Below are 5,139 nucleotides of genomic sequence, written 5' to 3' on the forward strand. Positions count from 1 at the left end.
CCCCCCCGGCCCCGGCGGGGCACCCCCCCCCCCCCCCCCCCCCCCCCCCCGCCCCGGCCCGGCCCGCCCGCCCCCCCCCCCCCCCCCCCCCCCCCCCCCCGGGGCGCCGTTCAGGAGATGGGGCTGCCGCCGGTGACGCCGAGGACCTCGGCGGTGATGTAGCTGGACTCCTGCGAGGCGAAGAACACGTACGCCGGGGCCAGCTCGGCCGGCTGGCCGGGACGGCCCAGCGGGGAGTCCTCGCCGAACGAGCTGACCTTCTCCTCCGGCATCGTCGCCGGGATCAACGGGGTCCAGATCGGGCCGGGCGCCACGCAGTTCACCCGGATCCCGCGCTCGGCCAGCATCTGCCCCAGGCCCTTGGTGAAGTTCACGATGCCGGCCTTGGTGGTGGCGTAGTCCAGCAGCGGCGGGGACGGCTGGTAGGCCTGCACCGAGGCGGTGTTGATGATCGTGGAGCCCGGGCCCATGTGCGCCAGGGACTTCTTCGTCAGCCAGAACATCCCGTACAGGTTCGTCTTGAGGACCCGGTCGAACTGCTCGGTGGTGATGTCCTCGATGCCGCCGGGCTGGGCCATCTGGTAGGCGGCGTTGTTGACGAGGACGTCGATGCGGCCGAACTCCCGCACGGCGCGGTCCACGACGCCCTGGCAGGCGTCCTCGTCGCGGATGTCGGCGGCCACCGCCACGCCCTTCCGGCCGGCGGACTCGACGTGGCCGACGGTGGTGCGCGCGTCCTCCTCCTCCTCGGGCAGGTGCACGATCAGCACGTCGGCGCCCTCGCGGGCGAAGGCGATGGCCACGGCGCGCCCGATGCCGGAGTCGCCGCCGGTGATGACGGCCTTCTTGCCCTCCAGGCGCCCGCTGCCGCGGTACGACTCCTCGCCGTGGTCGGGCTCGTCGCGCAGGTCCCCGGTGCGGCCGGGGTGGGCGACCTGCTCGCCCTCCGAGTCCGGGCTGGCGTGCTGGGCGGTGGGGTCCTGCGGGGTGGTCTGATCCTCGGCCACGGTCTCTCCTCGGTGGGCGTCCTCGGGGCGGGGCCGTCCTCGGACCCGCACCCCGCTGCACACCCGCCCCCTACCCGCGGTGGCGGCCCGCATGCGCGCGGTCGCCGCCGTGCCGCCCCGGCCCCGCGGCCGGGCGGGCGCCTCAGCCGTCGAGCAGACCCGCGTCGTGCGCCACGATCGCCACCTGCACGCGGTTGTGCGCCTCCAGCTTCGTCAGCAGCCGGGACACGTGCGTCTTCACGGTCGCCTCGCTCATGAACAGCTCGCGGCCGATCTCCGCGTTGGACAGCCCGCGGCCCACCGCGCCCAGCACCTCGCGCTCGCGCTCGGTCAGCAGCCGCAGGCGCTCGGCGGCCTCGCGGCGGCGCGGGTTCACCGCGTCGGCGGCGAAGTGCCCCACCAGCCGGCGCGTCACCGTCGGCGAGAGCATCGCCTCGCCCGCGGCGACCACGCGCACCGCCGCCACCAGCTCGCGCGGCGGGGTGTCCTTGAGCAGGAAGCCCGTCGCACCCGCCTGCAGGGCCTGGAAGACGTACTCGTCGAGGTCGAACGTCGTCAGCATCACCACGCGCGGGGCCTGCGGGCGCCCGGTGATGGCCTTGGCGGCGCTGAGCCCGTCCATCACGGGCATGCGCACGTCCATGAGCACGATGTCGGGTCGGTGGGCGGTCACGCCCTCGAGGGCCTGCGCGCCGTTCTCCGCCTCGCCGACCACCTCGAGGTCCTCGGCGCTGGAGAGGATCATCCGCAGCCCGGCGCGCACCAGGGCGTCGTCGTCCACCAGCAGCACCCGCGTGGGGCGCGCCGCACCGGGCTCCTCCGGGGTGCTCACCGCGTGCTCCTCCGTCCGTCGTCGGGTTCCTCGCCGGCCGGCCGCGGCGCCCGCGGGTCCCCGCCGCGCGCCGCGCCCACCGGTGCGGGGGTGAGTCTGGCATCCGGCGGCGTCCACGCGGCGGAGCCGGTGCGCGGCGAGCGCCCCTCCGGCAGCGGCCAGGGCAGCTGCGCGCGCACGGCGAAGCCGCCGCCGGGCTCGGGGCCGCTGCGGATGGTGCCCTCGGCGAAGCCGACGCGCTCGGACAGGCCCACCAGCCCCGAGCCGGCGCCGGGCAGCCCGGAGGCCTCCCCGCCGGAGCGGGCGTTGACCACCGAGACGAGCAGCTCGCGGCCGACCTCCCCGGAGACCGTCACCACCGTGTGCGCCGAGGGGGCGTGCTTGTGCACGTTCGTCAGCGCCTCCTGCACCACCCGGTAGACGGTGCGGCCCAGTTCGGCGGGCACGTCGGCGTGCACCGGCACGTCGGTGCGGAACTCCGCCGAGACGCCCGCCTCCCGGCTGGACTCCACCAGCCGGCGCACGTCCACCAGCGTCGGCTGCGGGGCCAGCTCCGCGGCGGCGGTCGCGGCGCTGCCGACCGCCGCGCCCGCGCCGGGGGTGCGCAGCACGCCCAGCACCCGGCGCAGGTCCTCCAGCGCGGTGCGCGCCGTCTCGCGGATCGTGGCCGCGGTGGCCTCCACCTGCTCCGGGCCCACGTCGGGGCGCACCTCCAGCCCGCCGGCGTGCAGCGCCACCAGGGAGATGCGGTGCGCCAGCACGTCGTGCATCTCGCGGGCGATGCGGGTGCGCTCGGCCAGCCGGGCCTGCTCGGCGCGCAGCGCCTGCTCCTGCTCGGCGCGCTCGGCGCGCTCCCACAGCGAGGACACCAGCGCGCGGCGGGCGCCGACGTAGGCGCCGACGAAGACCACCAGGGCCGTGCCCAGGGCCGCGGTGATCACCGAGACGCCCCAGCCGCCCAGCGTCGTGCGCGCCGAGGCCGTGGCCGAGGCGGCGAAGCCCACCACCGCCAGCAGCACCAGCAGCCGGTCGCGGCGGCGCACCGCCAGCGTCAGCAGCGCGAAGAACATCGCCCCGTCGAAGGCGACGACCAGCGCCACCAGCACCGTCAGCACCGTCACCGCCACCGGGTGGCTGCGGCGCCACCACAGCGAGGCGCAGGTGGCCAGCGCCAGCAGCAGCACCACCACGTCGAGGGCGTCCACGCGCGAGAGGTCCGGCGCCACCAGCGGCGGGGGCCCCTCCCGGGAGGTGGCCGGCCCCTGCACCCGCCCGGCGAACCACAGGGCCGCCACCACCAGGGACAGCGCGATGGCCAGCAGGTCGCGCAGGCGCGGGGCCAGCGGCCAGCGCGCCACGCGGGGGTCGCGCACCGGCGCGGGGACCGGCGGGACCGGCGGGACCGGCGGGACCGGCGGGACCGGCGGGACCGGCGAGACCTGCGGTGCCGGCCAGCCCGGCTGGCCCGGCTGACCCGGTGGCAGGGCGGCGCTCACCCCCCCAGCGTAGGGACGCCGCCGCCGCCGGGCCGTCGTCCGATCGTCGGGCGCCCCGCCGCCGAGCGTCGCACCCGCCGGCCGGGACCCGCAGGACCGCGCCGGGCCGCGCCGGGCCTCAGGCGCCGCCGGACTTCAGCGCGGCCAGGCGCGCCTCGACGTCGAGGTCGGCGGACAGCTCGTCCAGCTCCGCGAAGCGCGACTCCACGGAGTCCGCCTGCAGCTCCGCCCGCCCGGCCACGCGCGCCTCCTCCCGGCGCACGCGCTGCTCGAAGCGCGAGAGCTCCGAGGTGGGGTCGAGCACGTCGATCGAGCCGACGGCCTCCTGCACGCGCGCCTGCGCCTCGGCGGCCTTCGCGCGCGCGACGAGCTGGTCGCGCTTGGTGCGCAGCTCGGCGAGCTTCTCCTTCATCGACACCAGGCCCGTCTTGAGCTTGTCGACGACCTCGGCCTGCGCGGCGATCTGCGGGCCGGCCGCGCTGACCTCCTGCTCGAAGGAGATCTGCCGCTTCAGCGCCAGCTTGGCCAGCTCGTCGAAGCGGTCCGCCTCCGCGGTGCGCCCCGCCGCGCGCAGCTCGTCCGCCCGGCGCGAGGCCGCCGCCGCCTTGGCACCCCACTCCTGCACCGCCGCCACGTCGTCGTCGCGGTCGGCCTCGGCCAGGCGCAGGTCGCCCACCGTCTGCGCGATCGCCGCCTCCGCGTCGGCGATGTTGGCCGTGTAGTCGCGCACCACCTGGTCCAGGACCACCTGCGGGTCCTCGGCCTGGTCGATGAGCGCGTTGACGTTCGCCCGCGCCAGCTGCGCGATGCGCCCCAGGATCGACTGCTTCTGCGCCACGTCCCCTCCTCCACCGGCCCCGCCGGCGCTCGTGCCCGTCGGCCGCTGCTGCGCGCTGCTCGACGCCTGCTGCGTGCGACCCTGCCAGTGCCCGCCGCCACGGGCAGCTCGTGCGCTGCCCGCGCACCCCTCAGAAGCGCCCGCCCGCGCCGCGCCGGCCCCCGCCGGACGAGCGGCGGCCGCCGCCCCCGCCGCCGGAGCCCCCGCCGAACCCGCCGCCGAAGCCGCCGCCGAAGCCGCCGCCGAAGCCGCCGGAGCGCCCGCGTCGGCCGCCCGCGGGCGGCCCGCCCCAGGACCCGCCCAACCCGCCGAAGCCGCCGCCGAAGGCGGCGCCCCACGAGGCGCCGTACCCGCCGCGGGGCCGGGCGCCGCCGCCGAGCACCCCGGCCAGCACGTCCTCGAGCCCGACGCCGCCGATGCCGCCGACGGTGCCCGGCACCCCCGGCCCGTACGGCCCGCTCCACGCGGAGGCGTCGGCGCGCGCCCGCCGCCCGGCGTCCTCGGCCAGCGCGTCGGCCGTGCGCGCGTGCTGCAGGGCCGCCGCCGGGTCCTGCGGGGCCAGCTCCAGCGCCGCCCGCAGGTGCCGCTGCGCCTCGGCCAGGCGGGTGCGGGCCGTGCCGCCCACCGCCCCGCGGCGCGTGGCGACGAAGTCCTCGGCGGCGTCGACCTCGGCGCGCGCGGCCAGCAGCGCCTGCTCCAGCGCGGCGCGCTCCTCCCGGCGCCGCCCGGCGGTGGCCTCGGCCGCGTCGCGGGCCGCGTCCAGGGCGCGCTCGGCCTCCACGACGCGGTGCAGCGCGCCGAGCGGGTCCGCGCCGGCCTGCGCCTGCGCGCCGTCCGCCACGGCGCGCGGGGGGGGGGGGGGGGGGGGGGGCGGGGGGCGGGGGGGGCGGGGGGGGGGGGGGGGGGGGGGGGGGGGGGGGGGGCCCCGGGCGCGGGGGGGGGGGGGGGGGGGGGGGGGGCGTCGTC

Annotated in this window: 5 protein-coding genes; all 5 read right to left on the reverse strand. The window is 78.9% G+C overall.

All coding sequences use genetic code 11. The features are described 5' to 3' along the window. Positions 1 to 110 precede the first annotated feature (110 nt). The gene (locus tag ACRYMN_RS20610; protein WP_432499267.1) at positions 111 to 1,007 is read right to left on the reverse strand and encodes an SDR family oxidoreductase; all 897 of its coding nucleotides are present in this window, start codon (positions 1,005 to 1,007) and stop codon (positions 111 to 113) included. Between the two features lie 142 nt (positions 1,008 to 1,149). Beyond that, positions 1,150 to 1,839, reverse strand: a complete 690-nt coding sequence (locus ACRYMN_RS20615; RefSeq protein ID WP_432499269.1) for a response regulator — start codon at positions 1,837 to 1,839, stop codon at positions 1,150 to 1,152. Continuing rightward, positions 1,836 to 3,335, reverse strand: coding sequence for a sensor histidine kinase (locus ACRYMN_RS20620; protein ID WP_432499271.1), 1,500 nt, complete (start codon positions 3,333 to 3,335; stop codon positions 1,836 to 1,838). The genes ACRYMN_RS20615 and ACRYMN_RS20620 overlap by 4 nt, the downstream gene beginning before the upstream one ends. Positions 3,336 to 3,453: 118 nt before the next feature. Continuing rightward, complete coding sequence (locus tag ACRYMN_RS20625) at positions 3,454 to 4,173, reverse strand: PspA/IM30 family protein (RefSeq protein WP_432499273.1); 720 nt, start codon at positions 4,171 to 4,173, stop codon at positions 3,454 to 3,456. Between the two features lie 130 nt (positions 4,174 to 4,303). Beyond that, positions 4,304 to 5,014 (reverse strand): hypothetical protein, encoded by a 711-nt coding sequence (locus ACRYMN_RS20630; protein WP_432499275.1) that lies wholly within the window; start codon positions 5,012 to 5,014, stop codon positions 4,304 to 4,306. Positions 5,015 to 5,139 lie beyond the last annotated feature (125 nt).

It is taken from the genome of Kineococcus gypseus (assembly GCF_050871305.1).
GTDB classification, from domain to species: Bacteria; Actinomycetota; Actinomycetes; order Actinomycetales; family Kineococcaceae; genus Kineococcus; species Kineococcus gypseus.